This is a genomic window from Sphingopyxis sp. (assembly GCF_050725615.1).
GTDB lineage: Bacteria > Pseudomonadota > Alphaproteobacteria > Sphingomonadales > Sphingomonadaceae > Sphingopyxis.
In genome coordinates this window covers 1-24,378 of the sequence record NZ_JBOHHU010000065.1, presented here as the reverse complement: position 1 = coordinate 24,378, position 24,378 = coordinate 1, and the positions used below count along the sequence as shown (strand labels likewise).

General features: G+C 66.0%; 25 protein-coding genes. 7 read left to right on the top strand and 18 right to left on the bottom strand.

The window, feature by feature from the left end; translation table 11 throughout:
* On the top strand, nt 1-677 hold a 677-nt coding region (locus tag ACREB7_RS14830), incomplete at its 5' end, for a hypothetical protein (RefSeq protein WP_431593047.1).
* A gap of 12 nt (nt 678-689) precedes the next feature.
* Here the strand turns inward: ACREB7_RS14830 and ACREB7_RS14825 are convergent.
* The 18 genes from ACREB7_RS14825 to ACREB7_RS14740 form a co-directional block, all read right to left on the bottom strand.
* On the bottom strand, nt 690-1,979 hold the full coding sequence (locus ACREB7_RS14825; protein WP_431593046.1) for an acyl-CoA dehydrogenase family protein: 1,290 nt from the start codon (nt 1,977-1,979) through the stop codon (nt 690-692).
* 92 nt (nt 1,980-2,071) lie between these two features.
* Nucleotides 2,072-2,911 carry a TIGR04222 domain-containing membrane protein gene (locus tag ACREB7_RS14820; RefSeq protein ID WP_431593045.1) on the bottom strand — a complete coding sequence of 280 codons (840 nt, stop codon included), beginning with the start codon at nt 2,909-2,911 and terminating at the stop codon, nt 2,072-2,074.
* Between the two features lie 15 nt (nt 2,912-2,926).
* Complete coding sequence (locus ACREB7_RS14815; protein ID WP_431593044.1) at nt 2,927-3,481, bottom strand: glycine-rich domain-containing protein; 555 nt, start codon at nt 3,479-3,481, stop codon at nt 2,927-2,929.
* Complete coding sequence (locus tag ACREB7_RS14810; RefSeq protein ID WP_431593043.1) at nt 3,478-4,809, bottom strand: phosphotransferase; 1,332 nt, start codon at nt 4,807-4,809, stop codon at nt 3,478-3,480. Before ACREB7_RS14810 ends, ACREB7_RS14815 begins: the two co-directional genes overlap by 4 nt.
* An 81-nt stretch (nt 4,810-4,890) precedes the next feature.
* Nucleotides 4,891-5,763 carry an energy transducer TonB gene (locus ACREB7_RS14805; RefSeq protein ID WP_431593042.1) on the bottom strand — a complete coding sequence of 291 codons (873 nt, stop codon included), beginning with the start codon at nt 5,761-5,763 and terminating at the stop codon, nt 4,891-4,893.
* Between the two features lie 67 nt (nt 5,764-5,830).
* Nucleotides 5,831-6,484: a hypothetical protein gene (locus tag ACREB7_RS14800; protein WP_431593041.1), complete on the bottom strand. Its 654-nt coding sequence runs from the start codon at nt 6,482-6,484 to the stop codon at nt 5,831-5,833.
* Between the two features lie 57 nt (nt 6,485-6,541).
* Nucleotides 6,542-7,324: an enoyl-CoA hydratase gene (locus ACREB7_RS14795; RefSeq protein WP_431593040.1), complete on the bottom strand. Its 783-nt coding sequence runs from the start codon at nt 7,322-7,324 to the stop codon at nt 6,542-6,544.
* The gene (locus ACREB7_RS14790; RefSeq protein WP_431593039.1) at nt 7,324-8,316 is read right to left on the bottom strand and encodes a cupin-like domain-containing protein; all 993 of its coding nucleotides are present in this window, start codon (nt 8,314-8,316) and stop codon (nt 7,324-7,326) included. The genes ACREB7_RS14795 and ACREB7_RS14790 overlap by 1 nt, the downstream gene beginning before the upstream one ends.
* 208 nt (nt 8,317-8,524) lie before the next feature.
* Entirely contained in the window at nt 8,525-9,868 is a 1,344-nt protein-coding gene (locus ACREB7_RS14785; protein WP_431593038.1) for a DUF389 domain-containing protein, read from the bottom strand.
* Between the two features lie 6 nt (nt 9,869-9,874).
* Nucleotides 9,875-10,804, bottom strand: a complete 930-nt coding sequence (locus ACREB7_RS14780; protein ID WP_431593037.1) for an electron transfer flavoprotein subunit alpha/FixB family protein — start codon at nt 10,802-10,804, stop codon at nt 9,875-9,877.
* Nucleotides 10,801-11,550 carry an electron transfer flavoprotein subunit beta/FixA family protein gene (locus tag ACREB7_RS14775; protein WP_431593036.1) on the bottom strand — a complete coding sequence of 250 codons (750 nt, stop codon included), beginning with the start codon at nt 11,548-11,550 and terminating at the stop codon, nt 10,801-10,803. Before ACREB7_RS14775 ends, ACREB7_RS14780 begins: the two co-directional genes overlap by 4 nt.
* 113 nt (nt 11,551-11,663) lie before the next feature.
* Nucleotides 11,664-12,872, bottom strand: a complete 1,209-nt coding sequence (sucC, locus tag ACREB7_RS14770) for an ADP-forming succinate--CoA ligase subunit beta (protein ID WP_431593035.1) — start codon at nt 12,870-12,872, stop codon at nt 11,664-11,666.
* Nucleotides 12,873-12,976: 104 nt separating this feature from the next.
* Complete coding sequence (locus ACREB7_RS14765; RefSeq protein ID WP_431593034.1) at nt 12,977-13,285, bottom strand: hypothetical protein; 309 nt, start codon at nt 13,283-13,285, stop codon at nt 12,977-12,979.
* A gap of 171 nt (nt 13,286-13,456) precedes the next feature.
* Complete coding sequence (gene bla / locus ACREB7_RS14760; RefSeq protein ID WP_431593033.1) at nt 13,457-14,596, bottom strand: class A beta-lactamase; 1,140 nt, start codon at nt 14,594-14,596, stop codon at nt 13,457-13,459.
* Nucleotides 14,597-14,741: 145 nt separating this feature from the next.
* Nucleotides 14,742-15,416, bottom strand: coding sequence for a peptide-methionine (S)-S-oxide reductase MsrA (gene msrA / locus ACREB7_RS14755; RefSeq protein WP_431593048.1), 675 nt, complete (start codon nt 15,414-15,416; stop codon nt 14,742-14,744).
* Nucleotides 15,417-15,835: 419 nt separating this feature from the next.
* A complete protein-coding gene (locus tag ACREB7_RS14750; protein ID WP_431593032.1) occupies nt 15,836-17,047 on the bottom strand; it encodes a pyridoxal phosphate-dependent aminotransferase in 1,212 nt (403 codons plus the stop codon).
* Nucleotides 17,048-17,159: 112 nt separating this feature from the next.
* Nucleotides 17,160-18,986 (bottom strand): aminodeoxychorismate synthase component I, encoded by a 1,827-nt coding sequence (gene pabB / locus ACREB7_RS14745; protein ID WP_431593031.1) that lies wholly within the window; start codon nt 18,984-18,986, stop codon nt 17,160-17,162.
* Between the two features lie 36 nt (nt 18,987-19,022).
* The gene (locus tag ACREB7_RS14740; protein WP_431593030.1) at nt 19,023-19,559 is read right to left on the bottom strand and encodes a hypothetical protein; all 537 of its coding nucleotides are present in this window, start codon (nt 19,557-19,559) and stop codon (nt 19,023-19,025) included.
* A 148-nt stretch (nt 19,560-19,707) separates the two neighbouring features.
* Between ACREB7_RS14740 and ACREB7_RS14735 the strand changes: the two genes are divergently transcribed.
* The 6 genes from ACREB7_RS14735 to ACREB7_RS14710 form a co-directional block, all read left to right on the top strand.
* Nucleotides 19,708-21,375 (top strand): AMP-binding protein, encoded by a 1,668-nt coding sequence (locus ACREB7_RS14735; protein ID WP_431593029.1) that lies wholly within the window; start codon nt 19,708-19,710, stop codon nt 21,373-21,375.
* Between the two features lie 70 nt (nt 21,376-21,445).
* Nucleotides 21,446-21,739 (top strand): GIY-YIG nuclease family protein, encoded by a 294-nt coding sequence (locus ACREB7_RS14730; RefSeq protein ID WP_431593028.1) that lies wholly within the window; start codon nt 21,446-21,448, stop codon nt 21,737-21,739.
* A gap of 122 nt (nt 21,740-21,861) precedes the next feature.
* Nucleotides 21,862-22,296 carry a MerC domain-containing protein gene (locus ACREB7_RS14725; protein WP_431593027.1) on the top strand — a complete coding sequence of 145 codons (435 nt, stop codon included), beginning with the start codon at nt 21,862-21,864 and terminating at the stop codon, nt 22,294-22,296.
* Between the two features lie 114 nt (nt 22,297-22,410).
* The gene (locus tag ACREB7_RS14720; protein WP_056345603.1) at nt 22,411-22,875 is read left to right on the top strand and encodes a Fur family transcriptional regulator; all 465 of its coding nucleotides are present in this window, start codon (nt 22,411-22,413) and stop codon (nt 22,873-22,875) included.
* Nucleotides 22,876-22,901: 26 nt separating this feature from the next.
* The gene (locus ACREB7_RS14715; protein ID WP_431593026.1) at nt 22,902-23,771 is read left to right on the top strand and encodes a hypothetical protein; all 870 of its coding nucleotides are present in this window, start codon (nt 22,902-22,904) and stop codon (nt 23,769-23,771) included.
* 64 nt (nt 23,772-23,835) lie between these two features.
* The coding region (locus ACREB7_RS14710; protein ID WP_431593025.1) for a fumarate hydratase at nt 23,836-24,378 on the top strand (543 nt) is incomplete at its 3' end.

The window sequence follows — 24,378 nt, the reverse complement described above, 5'->3', positions numbered from 1 at the left end:
TCAACACCCCGATGATCTGCTCTTCCGAAAACCTCAAACGCTTCATCTGTCCGTCCTTCCTTCAAGGCCGGACTCTAATCACTGTTGGAGGAAAATCAGGGGGTCACGTCAAAAACAACATGACACAGCTTGTAAAAGTATCGCGCGCAGTCGATGACTTCAAGCCTATGCTTGCTGAGTTGATCGCTGCAGAAGAGAGGCTACGGGAAACGGGAAATCACCTCAATAGCCTGACAGGAAATCTCGATACATTATCAGAGAAGATAAATAGCATCGAGACGACGCTAGGCTTGATATTCGACAAAGTAGATCAGCGAGGCGATCCCAGTTCCCATTCAACTGCCAAGCCGATTGCATCCAAGCTTGATAGAAGAAAAATGTTCAACCAGATGCAATCCAAATTCGGTTCCGTAGTCGAGGCACTCGAGAAAAGATTCGGGTGGGTTGACAAACGTTCGGTTGGATCAACGGCCTATCGGTTTACGCACGGAAACAGAAAGGATCGCCTTTCTCCTGAAGCAGCAGATGAAATAAGCCGAATCCACTCATCATGGAAAAGCTATTTGAGACGACATCAAGATTTGGATAGTTGGCTTGATGAAGAAAGTTATGAGAATTTTGTTAATAGCGCAGATCGAGCGATCAGCATGATCAACATCGACCCGTCAAATAGCTAAACGTAATCCCACCTAACCCAGCGTGCCCCTCCGAGGCCCAAGATAGCCGAACAGATACGCCCCCACCTTGCGCATCTGGATCTCCTCCGCCCCCTCGGTGATGCGGTAGCGGCGATGGTGGCGATAGATATGTTCGAAGGGCTTGTGCCGCGAATAACCGATGCCGCCATGCACCTGCATCGCGCGGTCGGCGGCTTCGCAGCACAACCGGTTCGCCCAATAATTGCACATGCTGACCTTGTCGCTGAGGTTATGTTCGACCTCCTTGTGCGGCATATTGTCCATGTCCCACGCGGTCTTGCGGATCAGCAGCCGCAGCATTTCGGCCTGGGTCGCCAGCTCGACGAGCGGGAACTGGATCGCCTGATTCTTCGCCAGCGCCTCGCCGAACGGCTTGCGCTCGCGCGCATATTTGACGCTTTCCTCGATACAGAAGACCGCCGCGCCCAGCGACGATGCCGCCTGACGAATGCGGTTCTGGTGGACGAAGCTCTGCGCGATCGACAGCCCGCCGCCGACCGGACCCAATCTCGCACTATCCGGCACCCACACATCGGTGAAGGTCATGCGCGGATGGTCGGTCGGCATGTTGAAGGTCCACATATATTCGTCGACCGTCATCCCCGGGGTTCCCGTGGGCACGAGCAGACAGGTGATGCCCTTCGCATCGCCATCCTGGCCGTCGGTGCGGCAGAAGGTCGCGCAGTGGGTCGCGACATGCATGCCGGTGATCCACATCTTGCGCCCGTCGATCCGCCAGCCCTCGACCCCGTCGCGCGTCTCGCGCACCGCGCGGGTTTCCATATGCGTCGCGTCGCTGCCGTGATCGGGCTCGGTCAGGCCGAAGGCGGTGCGGCGCTTGCCCTCGAACCCGCCGAGGATGAACTCCTGCTTCTGCTCGTCGCTGGTACCGAACTGCTCGAACATCTCGACGAAGGGGAAATTGCCGACGATGCTATGTTCGTTCTGCAGGTCGTTATGCAACCCCAGCCCCTTGGCCGCGAAATGCTCGCGGATCACCGCCATCCACAGGTTCGACCCGTCCTTGCCGCCATATTTCTTGGGCGCCGAAAAACGCCAGTGGCCCGCCGCGTCGGCCTTGCGCGTCGCCTGTTTCAGCAATTGTTCCCAATCATGGCGCGGCAGTCCCTGATTGTCCCAGTCGGTGCGCGCATGTTCGCGGCGATGGTCGAAGAAACGGATATTGTCGTCGGCGAGCTCGAGCGGCTTGATCTCGGCCTCGATGAAGGCGTCGAGGGTGTCCAGATAGGCCTGCAAATCGGCCGGTACGGCAAAATCCATGTCTCTCTCCTTTGGCTGTCGCCTCCGCCTTGCCAGCGTTCGGCCTGTTGCAAAAGGCCATAAACTTCGTAAGCTAATCTTTTTGCGGATCGTCAGTCCCCGCCGCCGCCGCAACCACCGCAGCCGCTGCCGCCCCCGCTATCACTGCCGCCGCATCCGCTGCCGCTCGAACTGCTGTCGCTGCTCCAGCCGCCGCTGTCGGCCGGGGTGCGCAGTTGATGGAAGGCGGCATAGGCCGACCCCGCGAGCACGGTCGTGCCGAACAGCGCGACCGCAAGGTCGGTTTCGCGGGCGGTCGGCGCCCGTTTTAACCGGTCGTGTTCCTGGCGCGCCTCCTTCAGCGCGCTCCGCCCGGCGCGCGTCTGGTCGCTGACCCCCGTCCAGCGGACCAGCGCGATGACGAGGGTGATGACGAGCAGGATCGCGAGAAAGAGGATGGGCTTGCCGCGCGCGAGGCCGAGGAGAAGCTTGGCGCCGCCGACCAGCAACAGCAGCAGGAAGGGCGCGGTCGCGATGAGCCCAACGCGGCGGCGTTCAGCGGCATCGAGCAGCAGCCCGCCCGCGACCAGCCGCCGTTCGAGCGCCGCGCTTTCGGGCCGCAAGGCCGCGACGATATCCTTCCAGCCAAAGGGCGACGCCAGCGCCAGCACGGCGCGGTCGCTCGCCGCCGCCGCCGCAGCGCCTGACCCCTGCCGGAATTCGCTGCCCTCGACCTCGATCGCGCCCGACGCCATCAGCCGCGCCGCGACGCCTTCGGCCAGCCGCGTCTCGCGGCCCGCCAGATAGGCAAGACTGTCGGCGTCGCCGAGCGGCTGCACCCGCCCGCCGGGCCGCGCGAGCCGGCCGAGGATCCACGCCAGCGGGATCGCCACGATCAGCGCCAGCACATAAAAAACCAGAAATGTCGGTCCGTCCCAGTTCAGCGGATTCATCCCCGCGCCTCCCGCTTACAGCCAATGGCAGAGTGCGACCCCGGCCAACGCTATCACAGCGGCAACCAGCGCGCCAAGACGAACGGCCCGCCTCGGCACGATCCACACGTCGTTAAGCGCCACCCGCCGCGCGCGCGGATCGACATGGAAGCGCTGCCAGCCCGAGGGCCAGATCACGGCGGGCGGAATGGTCCCGAACAGCCGCTCATAGCTCGCCAATGTTTCGGCATAGAGCGCGAAGAAGTGCGCTCCCTCCTGCTCGCCGCCGGCGGTCGGGCCATGGTGGAGCGGCCCGCCCAATGTCTCGCCGCACAGCCGGTCCCAATAGTCGCGGCTATAGGTCAGGTGCAGGTGCCAGGCCTGGTCGACCGCCTCCGACGGCACAGCCATATGCCCGGCGGTCATCGCGAGGAACAGGAAGCGGCGATATTCGTCCATCACCGCCTCGGCAAAAGCGGCGGACCAGCCATTTTCGCGCGCCAGCCGCGCCTCGAAGCTCAGCGCGGCGTCGACGGGGCCGACGCGATAATCGCGAAGGGCAGTCCAGAGCGGATGCTCTGTGGCGGTCATCCGCCCCAGCGGGTGCGCGCGGCGGCGAGCGCGGCATATTTGGGGCTGTCGACCGCGCATTTATCGAGCGCCGCGCGCCGCAACCGGGCGAGGAGGCCGGGCTCGGCGAGCGTGGTGGTGCCCGCCATCAGCGCCGCCGCAAGCGCCGCATCCTCGGCGCGCGTCCCCGCGTCGAGGTCGCGCATCACGATGCCGAGCGCGTTCATCGCGACCACCGCCTCGAATTTGGCATGGCCCTCGGCGCGCGGCTTGATCGCGCCTTCGATCCAGTCACGCACCGCCTGCACGATTTCGCGGTTGGTCGGTTCGCCCACCGGCGGCGGCGCGGCGGCGGTGGGCGGCGGCAGCGCACGGGCGCGTTCGGCCTCGGGCGCTTCTTCTTCGAGCAGCGCGATGAGGTCGAGTTCCTGTTCGGCGGTGCGCCGTCCGACGACGACGCGCTCGACCGTGGTGTCGGCGCCGCTGCGCCACGCCTGCCCCATCTGCAAACAGCCAAGCGCCCACCACAGGGTGCGATAGACGAGCCAGAAGCGGAAGCGGGTGCGGTCGACCGGGAGGCCGCCTGCGGCTTCATAAGCGGCGAAATATTCCTCAAGGCTGCCGACGCCGAACGCGGGTTTGTCGAGCCGGCCGAAGCGCCACACGGTCATGCAGCCGAAGGCGAGGTCCTCATGCGCGTCGCCGCGATGCGCGAGTTCCCAGTCGAGTACGACCGCGAGGCCATCGGCATCGACCATGATATTGCCCATGCGGTAATCGGCATGGACGAGGACCGGCGGCGCCGGTTCGGGCAGATGGTCCTCGCACCATCGGATCGCGAGCGCGATCGCGGGCCGGTCGCCGCCATAGGTCCCGAAGCGCGCCTTAAGTTCGGCAAGCGCGGCGGCGGTGTCCATATGCGGGATCGCGTCGGGGATGGTCGCGGCGGGGATCGCGTGGATCCGCGCCAGCTCGCGGCCCAGATCAGCCACCAGCGAAGGCGGCGGGCTCGCGAGAATCTTCGCCGGGTTCACCTCGGCGATCACGCGCTTCATCACATAGCCGGTGCCCATGCCGTCGCCGTCGGCGAGCACACCGACGACCTCGGGCGCCTTCACCCCGGCGGCAAAAGCGGCCTTGACCAGCGCCGCCTCGGTGACATGGCCATAGGGGCGGTCCGCCATATAGTCGGCCGACGGCGCGCGGCGCAGCACATAGGGCGCGCCTGCAAAATCAAACGCCCAGCTTTCCATATTCGCCCCGCCCGACAGGCGGCCGAGCGCGCTCAGTTCGCCGGGTCCAACGGCGCGGGCCATGAAGGCGGCGAGCAGGGTGTCGAGATCGATCATTACTTATCGATGCTAAGGATTTTCCGTCACCGCAAGCCGTTTTCGGCTTTCATCGCGTCAAGCCGAGCTTGCGGCCGCAGATCAATTGACCTGGAACTGGACCGCATTGACATAATAGGAGGCGAGCGGCTGGCCCTCCTTGTCCAGCGCCGGCTCGAAGCGCGCGCGGCGCATCAGGCCGTTGCACACGACATCGTCAAAACCCTTGGCGTTGGTCGAGCGCTGGATATGGCACGCGGTCGGCTTGCCGTCGGCGCCGACCGACAGCCGGAACCGGACGATCCCCGGCTGCCCCTTGCCGAGCATCTCGGACGGATAGTCTTCGCTCGTCATCCATCGTGCGGGATTACCCACCGGTTTGACCGACTGCGACCGTTCGCGGTGCCGCGCAACGTCGATGCCCCAATGGTCCAGCAATTCGTCGGTGCAGCGCGTCATCGCGGCAAAGGCGGCCTTCATCGGCCCCGTTTTCAATCGCACCGGAGTGCGAAGCGGCCGCCCGATCAAAAGGCTGGTCGCCGCAGCCTCATCCGCTTCGCTGATCGGCGACGCGGGATAATAAGCGTTTTTGGCGGTCAGCCTCCGCTCGCCGGCCGTATAGGGTCGGATTCGGATATTCTCGCCAAAGATCCATGCCGGCATATCGTCGCTGAGCATTCCCGGGAAAAAAGGAATTTTCTGCTCGCCGAGGGTGCCGAAAGCGAGGCTTGCCTCGCCCTTCATCGACGGGCCTTTCATCATCGCGCCCGCCAGCGTCATGCGAAAGGCGTCGCCGGGCGAGCCTTGTTCGATCGACAGGATAACGCGCTGTTTGTCGGCACCGAAGAAGCGCGCGAGGCGGCAATAATCATCGGCGTAATGGACATTCCACGGGGTCGTCGGCGCCAGTTCGACCGGCGCCTTTTCGGCGGCCAGCGACGGCACCGCAACGAGCAGCAGGGCAAGGCCCGCCATTCCCATCCTGCTTCCCATGGCGCGATCCTACACCGCTGTTTTGGCGGGCGCAATCGGGCGCGGACGCCTAGCGCCGCAAGCGGCCCTTCGTTCGCCGGTCGTGCCATTTCGCCGCGAAATGCAGCCCCCAGGCGACGGGGACGAGCAGGACCAGCCAGCCCCAGACGCCGCTCTCGATCATCCCGTCGCCGCCGACATGCCCGAATATCGCGAGCAGGATCAGCGGCGCAACGACGACATAGACCCCGATCTGATACCAGTTATGCCCGCTGCCGACATTCTGCGGATCGACCGGCAGCGGCGCGCGCGCCGCGACCGCCGCCTCGATGCCGTCGCGGCGTTCGCGCCAGCCGCCGACATAGTCCCACGCCTCGATTCCGACCGTGCCCGCCTCGACGATGAAGGCCGCGAGCCCGATCGCCGGGCCATGCAGATGCTGCGCGATGCCGAGCGTATCGAGCATCCAGCCGCCGAGAAAGACCACCGCGAGCAGCCCGCCAATCGCCCACATCGCCTGGATCGGCAGTCCGGCGATCATGGCGTCGATATGCGCCTCCAGCTCGGCGCGCCAGCGCGCGACCTCCTCGGCCTTCACCCCGCGCACCCGCCCGTCGCGGCCGCGATAGGCGGGCCCCATCGCAGTCTCGACGAACCAGCGCTCGAAACGCCGGATCTCGCCGTCGCGGATCTGGTCCTTCTGGTAGTCGCTCATAAACGCCATGGATCGCCCCTCCGCGCGTGGCGTTAGCGCGGGCGCGGTTACGATTGCGATAATGGATCACCCCGCGCGTTCGCGCCCGCGTTCCATCACCGCAATCCGCCGCGCCTCGACTTCGTCGGCGCTGACGCTGCGGTTCACCGCCGACGAGCGCGCCTGCTCGAGCGCCATCGCCTCGCCGAAGGGCAGCGCATAGCCGTCGTCAATGAGGGACTTATACGCGCGCACCATCGCGGGATCGGCGCTGGCGATGTCGCGCGCCAGCGCCTGCGCGGCGGGCAGCAGATCCGCAGGCGCGACGACACGATTGACCAGGCCCCAGCTGCAAGCCGTCTCGGCATCGAGGAAATTGCCGGTCAGCGACAATTCCTTGGCGCGCGAAATGCCGATCAGCCGCGACAATTTCTGCGACAGGCCCCAGCCGGGCATGACGCCGACGCGCGCATGGGTGTCGGCGAAACGCGCGTTGGTCGAGGCGATGCGGATGTCGCACGCCAGCGCGACCTCGAACCCGCCGGTGATCGCGACCCCGTTGATCGCGCCGATGACCGGTTGCGGGCACAGCTCGATCGCCTTCACCGGATTTTCGTCGGCGCTCGTCGCGTTCGCGGCGCCAAGGTTGCTGGTATCGGCGCCCAATTCCTTGAGGTCGAGCCCTGCGGTGAAGGCCCGCTCCCCCGCCCCGGTCAGGACGATCGCGCGAACGCTGTCGTCGGCCGCCAGCGCACGCATCGCGGCGGCGAGATCGGCGCGCAAAGCCTTCGACAGCGCATTCATCGCGTCCGCGCGGTTGAGGGTGACGGTGGCGACGGCATCGTCGCGGGTGATCAGGACGAGGGACATCAGGCTATTTCTCCATAAGAGGCATAATCCTCTACATGGTTGTTGGGCCGGCGGAAGCTGGTGAAACTGACACTCGCCGACAGGTCGAGCGCCTCGACCTGGTGCCACCAGCCGACGGGCAGGAAGATCGCTTCGCCGGGGCCGATGATCGTTTCCAATACCGGCGGCGTGTCGGCGTCGCCCTCGCCGGTCGGCAGCGGTTCATTGCCCCAGTCGGAGAAGCAGTGGCGGCTGTTCTTCATCCGCGCAAAGGCCCAGGGCGGGGCCAGCCGGACGCGCTTGCGGCCGATCACCTGCACCAGCAAATTGTTGGTGAGATCATGGTGCCAGGGGGTCAGCGTACCCTTTGGTCCGAGCCAGAAAAAGCCGTCGCGCGGGCGCGGATCGAGCAGCGCGATCGGCGCCATATCGTCCCACAGCGGCGCCAGCGCTGCGGCGTTGGTGCCGCTGTTATAGGCGGTGAGATAGATGTCGTTGCTCGCCTCGTCCTTACGAAGCCAGTCGATCAGTTCGCCGAAACGCACCCGGCGGCGGTGCTCATCCTTGGCGAGTTCGTAATCGGGGTCGCGTTCGCGCTCGACCTGCGCCTCGACCACTGCATCGCCCGCGACGCTCGCGAAATGATCGAGCGACCAGCGCGCCAGCGCGGGCCAATGGTCGATCAACCCGGTGAGCTTCGCGGGCCGGTTCGCTTCATAATGGTGGCGGTAGAAGGAAGCGGGGTCGGGCCGGTCGTGCGTGTCGAGCGCAAAACCGCCCTCGGCCTCGCGCGCCAGCCGTTCCTGATTGGCGAGCAGCCAGCCCTGCTTGGCCATCCGCGCCGCCTGCCGCCGCAGCATCGCCGCCATCGGGTCCTTGCCCAGCCGGTCGATCTCATATTTCGCCGACGCCGCCGATATGCCGGCCGCGACGAGCCGCCCATGCAGCGCGGCGTCATCGTCGCCGGCGGCAAGGCCTTCGGCGATCAGCGCGCGTTTATCGGTCTGGCCCATGGGGTAATCTCCTCGCTTCGCCCAAAGCTATGTCGATGACAAGGCGATGACAATCGGTCGCCCGCCGGGCCCTTGAAACCCGGTCCATAGACAGCGGCGAGCCTGGCGCCGCCGAAACCGACCTCCTTGCCGTCCTGCCACACCAGCGCCGCGACCCCGACCGCACGGTCGCTGTCGAACGGAGCGCCGTGCGGAATAGGTCTGTAACCTAAGGCGTCGCGGCGGTCTCGTCGGCGGTCGCATCGCTCAGCGCGCCGCTCTGGATCAGCCATTGCGGATGATCGGCCTGCACCGACGCCATGACGCGGTCGATCGCGGCGGCGACCTGTTCGCCCTCGCCCTCGCGGTCGCGCTGGACGATCACGCGGCGCGCCTGGGCGTCGATCAGCACGCGATCGCGCGCGACCAGCTCGCCGACGGTCAATCCGGCGAGGATCATACGGCTGTCGTCCTCGCGCTGCTCGAGCGCCGAGAGGCGGCGATTGAGCTGTTCCTCGACCTGTGCGGCGGCGTTGGTCTGTTGCCGCAGCTGGACGATGCTGACGCGTACGTCGCGTTTCAGCTTGGCGCGCACCTGACGCGCCAGATCGTCGTTGAGCCGCGACGCGTAGCGATCGACGAGGACGACCCCGTCCACCGCGACATCGTCGCCCTCCATCCGGACGTTCAGGCTGTCGACGCGGTCGCGTTGCCCCAGCAACCGGTCGAGTTCGGTCTGCACCGCGCCGCGCGCGCCAATCTCGCGGACGATGCTGTTGAGCGACAGCGCGAGCGGGATCGACAACACCCCCAGCGTCAGGACGATGCCGACAACCTGCACCGCCGTATGCTGCGGCGTCAGCGACGGCCCGAAATGGTTGAGCCGCGCGACGATCGTCGCGGCAAAGGCGATCGCGAGAGTGTTGGTGAGGAACAGCAGGGCGGCGCCGAGCGCGAAGTCGAACCGCCCCGTCGCCAGCCCGAACCCGACAGTCGAGAGCGGCGGCACCAGCGCGGTGGCGATCGCGACGCCGACCATCACGCCCGACAGCTTGCGCATGATCGCATAGACGCCCGCGATGCCGCCGACGACCGCGACGCCCAGATCGAGCAGGGTCGGCAGGGTGCGCGCGCGCAATTCGGGGGTGACGTCCTTGATCGGCGACAGCCAGATGATCAGCAGCGCGACGATCACCGCGACCGCCATGCCCGCCGCAAGCGTGACCAGCGAGCGCTTGATCAGATTGCTTTCGAGCGTCGCGAGGCCGAACCCGATACCCATGATCGGGCCCATCAGCGGCGACACCAGCATCGCGCCGATGACCACGGCGGTCGAACTTTGCAGCAGGCCGAGCGTCGCGATCGCGGCGGCGAGGATGATCAGCAGCAGGAATTTCCGGTCGAGCCGCGCGTCGCGCGCAACGCTTGCCAGAATCAACGAGCGGCCGTGGGCATCGCCCGCGGCCGCTTCGTCATCATCATTCCCGTCGGGCGTGGCCCGCGCCGCCCGGCGACCGCCGGCATTGAACGGCGCGTCGCCCGGGCCGGGCGTTCCGGGATGGTTACCGGTCACGTCCGGTCAGATTTTGCCGGTCAGTTCCGGCACGGCATTGAAGAGATCGGCGACGAGGCCGAAATCGGCGACCTGGAAGATCGGCGCGTCCTCGTCCTTGTTGATCGCGACGATGGTCTTCGAATCCTTCATGCCGGCGAGATGCTGGATCGCGCCCGAGATGCCGATCGCGAAATAGACCTGCGGCGCGACGATCTTGCCGGTCTGGCCGACCTGATAGTCGTTGGGGACATAGCCCGCATCGACCGCAGCGCGGCTGGCGCCGAGCGCGGCGCCGAGCTTGTCGGCGAGCGGCACGATGACTTCTTCGTACTTTTCGCTCGAACCCAGCGCGCGGCCGCCCGACACGATGATCTTCGCCGAGGTCAGTTCGGGGCGATCCTGCTTGGCGATTTCGGCGCCGACGAAGCTCGAGATGCCGGCATCGCTGCCAGCCGAGACGGCTTCGACCGTGCCCGAACCGCCCGAGGTCGCGGCCTTGTCGAACGCGGTGCCGCGCACGGTCAGGACCAGCTTGGCGTCCGACGATTCGACGGTCGCGATCGCGTTGCCGGCGTAGATCGGGCGGGTGAAGGTCTTCGGACCCTCGACCGACAGGATTTCCGAAATCTGCATCACGTCGAGCAAGGCGGCGACGCGCGGCGCGATATTCTTGCCGGTGGTCGTCGCGGGCGCGAGGAACGCGTCGTGCGACCCCATCAGCTCGGCAACCAGCGGCGCGATATTTTCGGGCAGATTGTGACCGAAAGCGGCGTTGTCGGCGACATGCACCTTGCCGACGCCGGCGATCGCCGCGGCTTCCTTGGCGACCGCATCGACGCCTTCGCCGGCGACGAGCAGATGGACTTCGCCGAGCTTCGAGGCGGCGGTGACCACCGCGAGCGTGGCGTCCTTGACGACCTTGCCGTCATGTTCGACCCAAACCAGAGTTTTCATGAGTGCACTCCCATCGCCTTCAGCTTGGCAACCAGTTCATCGACATCGGCGACCTTGACGCCAGCCGAGCGAACCGGCGGCTCCGACACTTTGACGACCTTGACCCGCGGCGCGGTGTCGACGCCGTAATCGGCGGGGGTCTTGGTATCGAGCGGCTTCGACTTCGCCTTCATGATGTTCGGCAGCGAGGCATAGCGCGGCTCGTTCAGACGCAGGTCGGTGGTGACGATCGCGGGAAGCTTGAGCTTCACCGTCTCAAGGCCGCCATCGACTTCGCGCGTCACATTGACGCTGTCGCCATCGACATTGACCGCGCTGGCGAAGGTGCCCTGCGCCCAGCCTGTCAGTGCGGCCAGCATCTGGCCGGTCTGGTTGTTGTCGTCGTCGATCGCCTGCTTGCCGAGGATGACAAGGCCGGGCTGCTCCGCGTCGGCGATGCCCTTCAGGATCTTGGCGATCGCGAGCGGCTCGACGGCGTCGTCGGTCTGCACCAGGATCGCGCGATCGGCGCCCATGGCGAGCGCGGTACGCAGCGTTTCCTGCGCCTTTTGCGGGCCAACGGACACCGCTACGATCTCGGTTGCGACGCCCTTTTCCTTGAGGCGGATCGCTTCTTCGACCCCGATCTCGTCGAACGGGTTCATCGACATTTTGACATTCGCCAGGTCGACGCCGGTGCCGTCGGACTTCACCCGCGGCTTGACGTTATAATCGAGCACCCGCTTCACGGGGACGAGGATTTTCATGGCTCTTTCAGCTCCTCTCAAAAATTGTGCACTGCGCCATAGTTGCGCTTTACGTAAACGTCAACCAGCAGTCCGGGCCCCCACCCCTTTCGGGGAGGGGGCTCAATATTTTGTCACGCGACCTGGCGAACCTCGGCGACGATCTTCTTTGCGGCGTCGCCCAGATCATTGGCCGCGACGATCGGCAGGCCCGAATTGGCGAGGATTTCCTTGCCTTCCTTGACGTTCGTGCCTTCGAGGCGGACGACCAGCGGCACGCCCAGATTCACCTCCTTCGCCGCCGCGACGATGCCCGCAGCGATGATGTCGCACTTCATAATACCGCCGAAGATATTGACGAGGATGCCCTTCACGGCGGGGTCCTTGAGGATGATCTTGAACGCCGCGGTGACCTTTTCCTTCGAGGCGCCGCCGCCGACGTCGAGGAAGTTGGCAGGAAATTCGCCATTCAGCTTGATGATGTCCATCGTCGCCATCGCGAGCCCGGCGCCGTTGACCATGCAGCCGATATTGCCGTCGAGCTTGATATAGGCGAGGTCATATTCCGACGCCTCGACCTCGGCCGGGTCTTCTTCGGTCAGGTCGCGCAGCTCGGCGAGGTCCTTGTGGCGGAACATCGCGTTGCCGTCGAACGCCACCTTGGCGTCGAGCACGAGCAGTTCGTCGCCATTGGCGCCTTCGCATACCGCGAGCGGGTTGATCTCGATCTGCTCGGCATCGGTCGCGAGGAACGCGTCATACAGACCGGCGAGGACCTTGGCGGCCTGCTTGGCGAGGTCGCCCGACAGGCCGAGCGCCGCAGCGACGGCGCGGCCATGGTGCGGCTGCAGCCCCGTGGCGGGGTCGATGATGATGGTGTGGATCTTTTCCGGCGTGTCGTGCGCGACGGTTTCGATGTCCATGCCGCCTTCGGTCGAGGCGACGACCGCGATGCGGCTCGACCCGCGATCGACGAGCAAGGCGAGGTAGAATTCGGACTTAATGTCGGCGCCGTCGGTGATGTAGAGGCGGTTGACCTGCTTGCCGGCGTCGCCGGTCTGGATCGTCACCAGCGTGTTGCCGAGCATGTCCTTGGCATGGGCTTCGACCTCTTCGAGCGTCTTCGCGAGACGGACGCCGCCCTTCGCGTCGGGGCCGAGTTCCTTGAACTTGCCCTTGCCGCGACCACCGGCGTGGATCTGTGACTTCACGACATAGAGCGGCCCGGGAAGCTGCTTCGCAGCGGCGACGGCCTCCTCGACGGTCATTGCGGCGACCCCCTTGGGGATCGCGACGCCGAATTTCGCGAGCAGTTCTTTCGCCTGATATTCGTGGATGTTCATGGGGTCTGCCGGGCCTTTCGAGTCTGGGGCGGGTGACAATGGCCGTCGCCTAAGCACAAGTCAGACGCCAAGGCTACCCCTAGGGCACCGACAGTTTTTCTTGGTCAGCTAAAAGCGCACACCGCCGCCGAGCTGGTGGTCACCGTCAAGATCTCGGGGTCCTTGAGCGCGCGGACCTTGTGCAGGAACTGATTGAGCGTCAGGTCGTCGGCATTCTTGTCCTTGAGGCTGGCCAGCGAGCCGATGCGGCGCAGTTGGAGCAGCGACAGGCGGTCGACCATGCGTTCGGCCATGCAGCCCGCCACGCGCTGCGACAGGCCGGCGTCGATGAGCCCCGTGCGCAGCCGCGTCTCGGGGGTCGCGCAGCCAGCGAGCGTCAGCGCGGCGATCATGGGGAGGATCAGATACTTCATGCCTATTGCCTATAATTCGAACGCCGGGATTCCCAAACCCTGTTCGCCCTGCGCTTGTCGAAGCCTGTCCCGAGCGACGCCGCAGGCGGCGTCGAGGGGGGCCGTTCTTTCTTCTTGCCGCGTCGAAGAAGGGCGGTGCTTCGACAAGCTCAGCACGAACGGGTTGTGGATTTACCTACCATGAAATTCGGCGACCGCGCGCGACACCGCCTGCATCGTCGCCATCCGCGCCGGGATCGGCGAACTCGCCTCGGCCATCATCACTACGATCGCATAGCGTGTACCGTCGGGCGCAGTCGCGATGCCAATGTCGTTATATCCCACGGTCATGCCTTTGTAATCCTGCCCGGTGCCGGTCTTGTGCAGGAACGTCCAGCCGGCGGGCAATCCCGCTTTGAGCCGCTGCGGGCCGCTCTTGGTGCGGCTCATCACGCCGAGCAGATATTGCGTCGATTCGGGCGAAAGCAACGTCCCGCGCGCAAGGCGGCTCAGCGCCTTCGCGATCGCGGCGGGGCTCGCGCCGTCGGGCGGATCGGCGCGATAGGCATCCATCGCCGCCTTGCGCGTCGCCTCGGGCAGCGCGGCGCGCGCCGCCTGGAAATTGCGCGCGTTCGAATAGCTTTGCTGCCATTTGAGCCCCGCTGCAGCGCTCTGCAACAGCCGCTCGCCGGGGCCGAAACGGATCGCGCCCAGATCCTTCCTGTCGATGAAGCGCCGCACCGCGTCGGGACCGCCGACGGTGCGCAGCAAGCTGTCGTTCGCGGTATTGTCGCTCTGGGTGATCGCGGTTTCAATCAGTTCGCGCACCGACATCGTCACCGATCCCTGCGCCTGGACGCGCGCCGCGATCGGCTGGTGGAACAAAGTCAGGTCCTCGGGTCCGATGCGCACCTTCTGGTCCATGCTGAGCCGGCCGTTGTCGACCGCGTCGAGCACCGCCAGCGTCACCCACAGTTTCGACACGCTCTGCTGCGGGAATAATTCGCCGCCGCGCTGCGCCAGCGCCCATTCGCCGTCGATGCGCTGCACCGCGATGCCGGTCTTGCCCGGAAAGGCCCGCCAGATTTCGAACAATCGGTTGTCGAGCCCGGCGGGGGCGCGGCGGAAGCCGGGGTCGGCGGGGATTTGCGGCGTCGGCGTGGCGCTGCGCACCGGCGGACCGATGGGGACGGTGACCGCGCCGCCCGACGTTTTCGGCGGCGGCGCCGCGCGCGGCGTCGGCACCACTGCGGCGCTGCTGACGCATCCTGCAAGGACCATCGCACCCATTGCGACCGCGAGCGCCGGCTTGCCCGGAAAATAAAGCTTCATTCAAACCCCGAAACGACTGCGACCGTCATCCTGACCCCTGGCCCGGTTGGCCGGTTTCACCCGTCCCGCACGGGGTGCGCGGGGACCAGCGGTTTGCGACGAATGATTCCTCCCGCACGATAAGGCGCGGAAGCTGCCGCAGCGATTAAGGGGCGGGGGTCGCCCTGACGAGGGTCGGATAGAGTCGCTTGAGCGCGGCGACCTTCGGCGCGTCCCAGCGCATAATGTATCCGTTCGACGGATTCCGCTTCATAAAATCCTGGTGATAGGCCTCGGCGCGATAGAAGCTCTTATAGCTCTCGATCGGCACGACGATCGGCTTCGCATAATATTTGCCCTTGCCGATCTGCGCCAGATAGGCGGTCGCAACCCGGCGCTGATTGGCGTCCATCGGCACGATCGCCGCGCGATATTGGGTGCCGACATCGGGGCCCTGGCGGTTCTTAAGCGTCGGGTCGGCGCCGACCGAGAACAACACGCGCAGCAGGGTGCCATAGCTCACCTGGGTCGGATCATAGACGATGCGCACCGCTTCGGCATGGCCCGATTTGCCGTCATGGGTCAGCTCATATTTCGCGGTCGCGGCGCTGCCGCCATGATAGCCCGATTCGACCGAAATCACGCCTCTGACGTTCTGGAATACCCCTTCGATACCCCAGAAGCAGCCGCCCGCGAGCACCGCCGTCGCGCGCTTCGCCTTGACTGCGGGGTCGAGCGTTGCGGCGGGCAGCTTGACCGCCGGTTCGGCCTGCGCCGGCCAGACGTGGGTGAAGATCGCGAGTCCCGCGAGCGCCACGATGACGTGGCGCGCAAAGGTCATCTTGATGGGCTTCACAGCGCCATCGCGAGCGCCGGCTGCTGCGTCATCACGAAGATGGCGCCGATCGCGAAGCCGGCGAGCATGGTGGGAAACCAGTCGGAGCGGATCATGGAGAGCATCGGTTTGTCCTGTCACATCTGTTGTTCGCGGCCGAAGCCTGATTGGTTACACCGAACGATATGACGCGCCCCGAGCCGTCGTGCAGTGACGGGAGTCACCTTTAGGCATCAGGCCTTACTTTCCGGTGAACCGGGTGGTTGTGCGGGGTTCAGGTAGCAAGCCCCCTCCCGCAGGCGGGAGGGGCAGCGAGACTTACCAGCTTGCTGGTTAGTCGCAGCGGGGTGGGCAAGGCGACGTAGCTTGCTCGCTACGCTCTCGCTCACCCCCAACCCCTCCCGCCCGCGGGAGGGGAGCTTTACTCAGCTCAGCGCCGCGCACGCCTGCTGGATGCGCACGCACGCGTCCTTCAGCACCGCTTCCGACGTCGCATAGGAAACGCGGAACGCCGGCGACAGGCCGAACGCCCCGCCATGCACCGCCGCGACGCGCGCCTTGTCGAGGAAATAGTCGATCAGCGCTTCGTCGCTGTCGATCAGCTTGCCGTCGGGGGTCTTCTTGCCCATGCAACCGCTGGCGTCGGGATAGACATAGAAGGCGCCGTCGGGGGTCGGGCAGGTCAGCCCGGGGGCGTCGTTGAGCATCGCGACGACCATGTCGCGGCGCTTCTTGAACGCGGCGTTGCGGTCGTCGAGGAACTGCTGCGGCCCGCCGAGCGCGGCGGCGGCGGCGGCCTGCGCGATCGAACAGGGGTTCGACGTCGATTGCGACTGCAGCTTGGCCATCGCCTTGATGATCCACGCCGGGCCGGCGGCGTAGCCGATGCGCCAGCCGGTCATCGCATAGGCCTTCGAACAGCCGTTCACGGTCAGGATGCGGTCAGCCAGGTCGGGGCAGCGCTGCGCGAAGGTGGTGAAGGCGAAATCGGCGTACCAGACATGTTCGTACATATCGTCGGTCATCACCATGACGTGCGGGTGGCGGCGGATCACCTCGCCCAGCGCGTCGAGCTCCTCGCCCGAATAAGCGGCGCCCGAAGGGTTCGACGGCGAGTTGAACATCACCCAGCGCGTCTTCTTGGTGATCGCCTTGTCGAGCTGCTGCGGGGTGATCTTGTAGTTCTGCGCCGCCGTCCCCTCGACGATCACCGGGGTGCCGCCCGCAAAGGCGACGATGTCGGGATAGCTCACCCAATAGGGCGCGGGGATGATCACCTCGTCGCCCGGATCGACCGTCGCGACCAGCGCGTTGAACAAAGTGTGCTTGCCGCCGACGTTGACCGAAATCTGGTCGAGCCCGAAGTCGAGCCCATTGTCGCGGCGGAACTTGCCGCGGATCGCGTCCTTCAGCGCGACGGTGCCGTCGACGAGCGTATATTTGGTCTGGCCGTTACGAATGGCCTCGATCGCGGCTTCCTTGACGAAATCGGGGGTGTCGAAATCGGGCTCGCCCGCCGACAGGCCGATGACGTCGACGCCCTCGGCTTTCAGCTTGGTCACCCGCGCGGTCATCGCGAGCGTCGCCGACGGCTGGATGCGGTTGAGGGCGGCGGAGACATGGGGCTTCAGCGACATGGTTCGGCTTTCCGTGGCTTGCGCGGACAGGGATCGAAATGGCAGAAAATTGCGCGGGGCCGCGCCTAAAGCCTCGCTCCGCGAATCGCAAGGCGATGCGGGGATAATTTACCTATGCAGCCCTAAAGTCGCCGGCCAGCCGCGCCGGGATCAGCCCGCGCAGCGAATTGCCGATGAAAAAGCCGTCGGCCAGATCGGTCAGGCGCAAATGCGATTCGGCGGCGCGACCCTTTTCGATCAGTTCGGCGCGCAGCACCCCGGGCAGCAGCCCGAGCGACAGCGGCGGGGTGAGCAATTGCCCGTCGCGCTCGACGAAGATATTGCTCCAGCTGCCCTCGGTGACGAACCCCGGCTCGTCGACGAAAACCACCTCCGCCGCGCCCGTCTCGGCACGCGCCGCATCGAAAGCCGCACGCAGGCTGGTCTTGTGCGCGAGGCGGAAATCGTCCGCCGCCATCGGCGCCGCGCGCACCGCGACGGCGACCGGCAGCTCGGCAAGGCGCGGCAGCGGCGACACCTCGACTGCGAGCGCCCCCGACGGCGCGAGCCGCATCCGCACCCGCGCCGCGCTGCGCAGACGGAAGGTCGCCGATTGCAGGCTGTTGCGCGCGCCATGCCGGTCGAAGGCAAAGCCGAGCGCCGCCGCGCTCGCCTTCATCCGCGCCAGATGACCCTCGAGCCGTTGCACGCCCTCGACGGGGTCGAAATGCATCGTTTCGATGAGGTCGAAACTCTCGCGCGCTGCCCCCACAAATTCCCCCTTGGCCAGACATTCGCGCCATTCTTCCGATGGTAAGCTGTCGGCGACGATTCCCGATCCCAATCCCAGCGTGGCGCGAATCGGCCGATCCTGCAAGCCGGATAGCGGCGGAAACACGAGCGTGCGGATCGCGACGTTGAACGCGGCGTCGCCGCCGGGCTCGATGAAACCGATCGACCCGGTGTAAAGGCCGCGCGGGCTGTCCTCCAGTTCGTCGATGATCTCCATCGCGCGAACCTTGGGCGCGCCGGTGATCGACCCGCAGGGAAAGGCGGCGCGCAGCACATCGACCGCACCCGTCTCTGCGGGCAAGGTCGCGGTGACGTCGGACACCAGCTGGTGGATCGTCGGAAAGCTTTCGACGCGGAAGAGATCGGGCACCGCGACCGACCCCGGCACGGCGACACGCGACAGGTCGTTGCGGATCAGGTCGACGATCATCAGATTTTCGGCGCGCTGCTTGGCGTCGCTGGCCAGCAGGCGCGCCGCCTGGGCATCGGCGTCGGCATCGGCCAGCCGCGCCGCCGTGCCCTTCATCGGCCGCGCGATCGCCTCGCGCCCGCGCAGGGCAAAGAACAGCTCGGGCGACAGCGACGCGATCGCCTGCTCGCCGGTCCACAGGAAGCCGCCATAACCCGCGCGCGCCGTCCGCCGCAGCCGCGCATAGACCGACAGCGGATTGCCGAGCCAGGGCACGGCGGCGCGAAAGGTCAGATTCGCCTGATAGATGTCGCCGGCGCGGATATAGCCCAGCACCGCCGCGACCGCCGCCTCATAATCCGCCCGCGCGATCATCGGTTCGACCGCGCCGATCCAGCTCGCCGCCGGATCGGGCAGCCGATCCGGCACCGCATCGGCGTCGATCCGCTCGACCCGCTCGAATAGGCCGAACCAGCCGAGCGCGGCGCCCTCGCCCGCCGGCGCCGCGCCGCGCCAGGCGGGCGCCAACCCCTTGCCGCCTTCATAGGCCAGATAACCCGCGACATGCAGCCCGCGCGCCGTCGCCGCCGCGATCGCATCGAGCAAGGCGGGAATCGCCGCCGCATCGTCGGCGCGCAAAATCTCGACCGGATCGCGGAACAGCCGCGCCGCCGCCGCCCCCTCGGCGCGCGCATCGTCGAGCAGCACAAAGGGCGCGCATCCCGCGCCGGGCATCGGCAAGGCGGCGACGTCGGCCATCTCAGTCCCGGCGGATCGCCCCGCCGCGTCCGGCGATCAGCGGTCGCGCTTCATGCGGATCGTGCGCCCGCCATCGATCGTGGCGAAATAGCTGCCCATCGTCGCGGTCTTGATCTTGACCTTCTGGCCCGGCTTCGGCTGGCGCGGCAGCTTGGTGGTGTCGATCTGCACCCACACCGCGTCATCCTCCATCACCAGCGTATATTTGCCCGACCGGTCGATGCTCGCCGAACGGATCGTGGTTTCGACTTCCTTGATCTCATCCTCGTCGCCGCCGAAGATTCCGCCCAGCTTGGGGAAGGAGAAACCGAACAGCCCGCGCCGCGTCTTCTTCGCGGTTTCGCGGTCGGTGAAGACGATTTCCTTCGCCTGGTCGGCCGCCGACAATTCGCCGACCTCGCGGTCGAAACAGGCGAGGCGCGCGGCGGCGTCACCGATGTCGCGGCACGCATAAAGTTCCTGGATCTGCGCCGGAAGCGGCGGCGGCGTCTTGTCCTTGGCGGCGGCCGGAACCCCGGCGGCGACGGCAAGAACGGCGAGCGGCGCGATCAGCCGGAAAGACGGATGCAGCATCGAAACCCCCTGAAATATGGCGTGCGGACGATATCGCCCCTGCCTAGCCGCCGCGTCGCCATGCCGCAACCCGGCCCGGTTGCGACGGCCGCTTGCTTACCCTAGTGTCAGGAAGCTTCCCCCGAGCAAAAAAGGATCCGGTATCAAGATGGACAGCGGTTTTTCCTGGTCGACCAATTACAACCACCCGACGCCCTGGGACCAGGATTTCCCGCCGCTCTCGCTGCCCGACATGCTCGCCGCGAGCGTCGCGAAGCGCGGCGATGCCGCGATGCTCGACTTCATGGGTCGCCGCTTCGGCTATCAGGAGGTCGCGCGCGGCGTCGCGCGGGTCGCCAGGGGGTTGCAGCAGCGCGGCATCGGCAAGGGCACGCGCGTCGGCCTCTTCCTCCCCAATGTCCCGCACTATGTCGCGGCCTATTATGGCGCGCTCGCCGCCGGGGCGACGGTGGTCAATTTCTCGCCGCTCTACACCGCGACCGAACTCGAGGCGCAGGTCGAGGATTCAGGCACCGACATCCTGTTCACGATGAGCGCGACCGCGCTGCTGCCGACCGCCTTGAAGGTGCTCGACGGATCGAGCCTCAAGCATCTCATCGTCGGATCGATCGCGGGCGGATTGCCCGGCGCCAAGTCGCTGCTCTACCGTATGCTCCGCCGCAAGGAGGTCAGCGCGCTGCCCGACGACGGCCGCGTCACCCGCTTCTCGGCGCTCGTCGCCAACGACGGCAACTATGATCCGGTCGCGATCGATCCCGAAACCGACGTCGCGCTGATCCAATATACCGGCGGCACCACCGGCACGCCCAAGGGCGCCATGCTGACGCACCAGAATCTCACCGCCAATGCGCGGCAGGTCAACAGCATCGATCCCGACCACGCCGCCGAGGACCGCATCCTGGGTGTGCTGCCCTTCTTCCACGTCTTCGCCAACACCTGCGTGCTCAACCGCACGGTGCTCAACGGCGGCATGATCGCGATGCTGCCGCGCTTCGACGCCAAGCAGGCGCTCGAGGCGATCACGCGCACGAAGACCACCGCGCTGCCCGGCGTGCCGACGATGTATCAGGCTTTGCTCGACCATCCCGACCTCGCGAAGACCGATTTCTCCAGCCTGCGCGTCTGCATCTCGGGCGGCGCGCCGATGCCCGCCGAGCTGCGCGAGAAATTCGTCGCCGCGACGGGCGCTTCGCTGGTCGAGGGCTATGGCCTCACTGAAAGTTCGGGCGTCGTCTCGACCAACCCCTATGACGGTCCGGTCAAGGCAGGCACGATCGGCCAGCCGCTGCCCGCGACCCACATCCGCCTCGTCGACAAGGAAGACCCGATGAAGGACGCCCCGGCGGGCGAACCGGGGGAACTGGTCGTCAAGGGCCCGCAGATCATGCGCGGCTATTGGAACCGCGCCGACGCCGACAAGGACAGCTTCACCGAAGACGGCTGGCTGCGCACCGGCGACGTCGCGGTGATCGACGCCGACGGCTATATCCGCATCGTCGACCGGTTGAAGGACATGATCGCGGTCGGCGGCTTCAAGGTCTATCCCAGCGTGATCGAGGCGCATCTCTACGAACATCCTGCGGTCAAGGAAGCGATCGTGCTCGGCGTCCCCGACGCCTATCGCGGCGAGGCGCCCAAGGCTTTCGTGACGCTGGAGGAAGGTTTCGACATTTCGGGAGAAGCCCTCGCCGCCTGGCTCAACCCGCAACTCGGCAAGCATGAACGGGTGAGCGCGGTCGAGGTGCGGCTCAATTTGCCCAAGACGATGATCGGGAAGCTCGACAGGAAGGCGCTGCGGACGGAGGAGGGGGGATGAAGGTCGCCGCGGCCCTTGTTCTCCGTCACCCCCGCGAAGGCGGGGGTCCAGCTTTTTGACGGAGTGAGCGATGCCGAAAGGCGGCTATGTTTATATCATGGCGAACCGCTATCGCGGCACGACCTACATCGGCGTGGCCGCTTATCTCCCACATCGCATCATGCAACATCGCGATGACAAAGGCGCCGAACATTGCCGTCTCTATGGCGTGAAACGGCTCGTCTATATGGAAAGGCACGAAGACATCCGTGATGCCATCCGGCGCGAGAAAGCCTTGAAAAAATGGAACCGCGACTGGAAGTTTCGCCTCATCGAGGAAAGCAATCCAGATTGGCTCGACCTGTTCGACACCCTCAACGGCTGAAAAAGCTGGACCCCCGCCTTCGCGGGGGTGACGAGCAGGTGGCATGATCCTGCAATGAGACATTGTAACCTTTGTCATGTTATGCCATATCCAGCCTCGCAATTGCCCCAACGGAGAATCGGGTGACCCCTGTCGCCAGCCATGCCCCTGTCCTGACGCGCCTCGGCGCGGTGGTTCGGGCTGCGCGCGATTCGAAGCCGTTGACCTCGCTGTCGGGCGATCAGGTCGCGATGGGCCTGTCGGGCCTCTGCCTCGTCCATTGCCTCGCGACGACGGTTTTCGTCGCCTCGCTCGCCTCGGTCGGCGGGGTATTCCTCGACAATCACCTGTTCCACGAGGTCGGCCTCGTCATCGCGATCGGCTTTGCGCTCGTGACGCTCGTCTCGGGCGTGCTCAGCCATGGTTATATCATGCCCTTCGCGGTGGGCAGTTTCGGGCTCGGCATGATGGGCGGCGCCCTGTCGCGGCCGCACGACGGCAGCGAGGTCCTCGCGACGATGATCGGCGTCGCGGTCGTCGCGCTGGGCCACGACCTCAACCGGCGGGCGCGGCACTAGCACGCCGAAACGGACCGGTCCGCCGCTTGCGGCCCCCCTGCAAAGAGCCTACATTGTGCCCAGGTTGGGCAGATTGGCGCGCGCCATGTCGGCCACGCGCATAAGGAAACGCCGATGGGCAAGCATGATCATCCGCACGTCGAGGCCAGCGGCGCCTCGCTCGCCAGCGCCGCGCAGACCGCGCTCGAGGCAGCGGGCGAAGCGTGGACCGACATGCGCGCGCAGATTTTCGACGCGGTCGCCGAAATCGGCAAGCCCGCCAGCGCCTATGAAATCGCCGACATCGTGTCGAAGAACCGCGGCAAGCGCGTCGCGCCGAACAGCGTCTATCGCATCCTCGACCTGTTTGTGGCGAACAACCTCGTCCGCCGCGTCGAAAGCGCCAACGCCTTTGTCGCCAACAGCCACCCGGGCTGCCTCCACGACTGCATCTTCCTGATCTGCGACAGCTGCGGCTCGGCGGTCCATATCGACAATGACAAATTGTCCGACGGGGTCCGCGCCGCCGCCGATGCGACCGGCTTCGCCGCCGAGCGCCCGGTGATCGAAGTGCGCGGCAAATGCGCCGAGTGCCAATAAGCGGCCGAACGACGCCGGGCCGATAAATGGCGGGCGGGCTTCACCACTGGATCGAGGTGCAGCGCATCCGCCCGCCCGCGCCGACCCCCTGGTGGTATGCCACCTTCGTCTTCGGGCTGTTCGTCACCCTGTTCAGCCTCCATCTGGGGCAGGTCTTTCCCGCCGACGCGGCGGCGACCCACCCCGGCTACGGCGCCCCCGTGCTTGCCTTCGAGTTCGCGCGGAACGAGGCCGACCTGATCGCGGTGTTCGGCGCCGAAGGCGACCCGCTGCAGGTCGCGCGGCTCGCCGCGATGCGGGCGGGCAACGAGCAGGATTATATCTTCATGCTGCTCTACGGCCTCTTCCTGGCCAGCGGTTGTTACGCGCTGTGGCGCGAATTGCGGCTGCGCTGGTTGCTCGTCGCCGTGGCGCTGCCGATCCTCGCGGCGCTGTGCGACGCTTATGAGAATTGGCTGCTGCTCGACATCCAGGCGGCCTACACCCTCGGCGACTATTCGCCTGCGATGGCCAGCCTGCCCTGGCCCGTCGCGGGAAAATTCCTCCTCCTCACCCTCACCAACATCGCGATCGGCTATGCGATGGTGCAGATGGGGCGCTGGTGGCAGTTCGCGGGCACGCTGATCCTCATCCCCTGTCTCGCCACCGTGATGGCGCTGATCGCCCCCGCCGCCTTTGGCTGGACGCTCGCCGCGGTGATCGGCGCGGGCTGGTTCGGGCTGCTTATGATGGCCGCGATCGGCAGCTATTATGCGCTCGGCCGGCACCGACCGCTCGTCGATTTCGAACCCGACACGCCGCAGCGCCGCACCGTCGATCGCGGCGAGCCCCCGATATCGCTCGCCCCCGGCCGCCGCCGCCTTTTCGGTCGCCGCACGGACGATCGGGGCATCTAACCCCTTTTCGTCGCGGACAGCCGGGCCTAGGGGAGTCGCAATTCCTGCGAAAAGGGGCCTGCACATGACCGTCACGATCCGCGAAGAGGACCTCGTCGAAACCATCGCCGACGCGCTCCAGTACATCAGCTATTTCCACCCGATGGACTATATCCGCGCGCTCGCGGCCGCCTATGAGCGCGAAGTCTCGCCCGCCGCCAAGGATGCGATGGCGCAGATATTGTCGAACAGCCGCATGTGCGCCGAGGGGCATCGCCCGATCTGCCAGGACACGGGCATCGTCACCGTCTTCATCAAATGGGGCATGGAGTGCAAGCTCGACTCACCCCGCAGCCTGCAGCAGGTCGTCGATGAAGGCGTCCGCAAGGCCTATCTCCACCCCGACAACAAGCTGCGCGCCTCGATCCTCGCCGACCCGGCGTTCAGCCGCGTCAACACCAAGGACAACACGCCCTCGGTCCTCAACGTCGAAATGGTCCCCGGCGCCAAGGTGGTGATCGACGTCGCGGCGAAGGGCGGCGGCAGCGAGAATAAGTCGAAGTTCAAGATGATGAACCCGTCGGATTCGATCGTCGACTGGGTGCTCGAAATGGTCCCGCAGATGGGC